This window comes from Pedobacter heparinus, assembly GCF_032678725.1.
In the GTDB taxonomy this organism is placed as follows: domain Bacteria; phylum Bacteroidota; class Bacteroidia; order Sphingobacteriales; family Sphingobacteriaceae; genus Pedobacter; species Pedobacter heparinus_A.
Map to the genome: position 1 here is coordinate 1 of NZ_JAVTSC010000042.1, position 1,483 is coordinate 1,483.

The following is a 1,483-nucleotide window of genomic DNA, read 5'->3' on the forward strand; positions in this document are numbered from 1 at the left end:
GCAAGCAGCTGATCAAGATCCCTTAAGGGGTTGTACACATTAATAACCATTGTACCTGCCATTATACCTTTTACAATACCACGATATATCATGATTTAAGGCCGGTACTCTCGCTAACCTTAAAATACTTAAATTTTAAGGTTAATGTGCTTGATTCAAATCCTTTTAAGGTAGGAATTCTTGTTGGCCTTAAAAAAGTGTATATTTTAAGGTTAAGTATAGGGTTTTATGTATATTTGAATATGACTTACCGCATTAACTCAGATCGCAATAAACCCTGGAACGATTTGCCTGAACTCCCCATCGACGCTGATCTGTATGAAGATCTCGAAGTTTACCGTCAGCTGGGCAATGCGAAAGCGGCCCTGGGCAGGTTGCAGGGAAGAAGTATTGCCATACCTAATCAGGGATTGCTGGTCAATTCGATAAGTTTACAGGAAGCAAAAGCTTCGAGTGCAATTGAAAATATCTTCACTACGGATGACGAGCTGTATAAAGCTTATAGTGAAGACCAGGCCAGGCAGCTGGATGGGCCGGCAAAGGAAATCCTTAATTACAGGGAAGCGCTGTGGCAGGGTTATCAATATTTACAGGAAAATCGGATTTTTGATGAGCATTACTTTGTAAAAATGTACAGGGTAGTTAGTCAGTTTAATGATGGGATAAGAACTCCTGTAGCACAGATATACATTAAGGAAGGGGGAACGGGGCCAAATGCAGGTAAAGCATTTTATACTCCGCCAAGAGGTAAGGGAATACTTGAAGATAAACTGAAGAACCTGATTGATTTTTTAAATGACGATCAAAAGTATCCCTTAGATCCTTTGCTGAAGATGGCGATAGGTCATTTTCAGTTTGAAGCCATACATCCTTTCAGAGATGGGAATGGGCGGACGGGGAGAATTTTTAACATTCACTACCTGACTAAAAAAGGCTTATTGGATTATCCCATTTTGTTTCTGAGCAGTTACATCATGCAGCATAAGGAAGAATACTATTCCGGTTTGGCAGGTGTTACGCAGCGGGGAAACTGGAAGAACTGGTTGCTATATTTATTGAAGGCTATTGAAGTTACTTCGAACCTGACCTATAATAAGATTAACGACATCATCTTGGCGAAGGAGGCCATTCTTGAAGCTGTGCTTGCAGACGGGAACATTTCCAGACCGGAATCCCTGGTGAATGCTTTGTTTACCCAGCCCTTTACCAGGGTGAAACATTTTACAAATTCAGGTTTATATTCGGAGAATACCGCCAGAAAATACCTGGACCAGCTTGCTGCGATGGGGATTCTTGAAAAAAGAATGATCCAGGGAGGCAGTTATTACCTGAACCTGGAGCTATACCGCATACTTTCAGAATAAGAAATCGCTATAAGACCTGTGGTTTATACTCAGAAAGCTAGCCGTATCCGGATGCCGAAGCCGGATGCCGAAGCCGGAAACATTCCTGCAATAAAGGATCCTATTAAGGTTTCCTGAAA

The 1,483-nt window shown here is 41.6% G+C and carries 1 protein-coding gene; it reads left to right on the forward strand.

Annotation, left to right across the window (positions count from 1 at the left end; genetic code table 11):
- Positions 1–146: 146 nt before the first annotated feature.
- Positions 147–1,364, forward strand: a complete 1,218-nt coding sequence (locus tag R2Q85_RS24505) for a Fic family protein (protein WP_316814442.1) — start codon at positions 147–149, stop codon at positions 1,362–1,364.
- Positions 1,365–1,483: the final 119 nt, after the last annotated feature.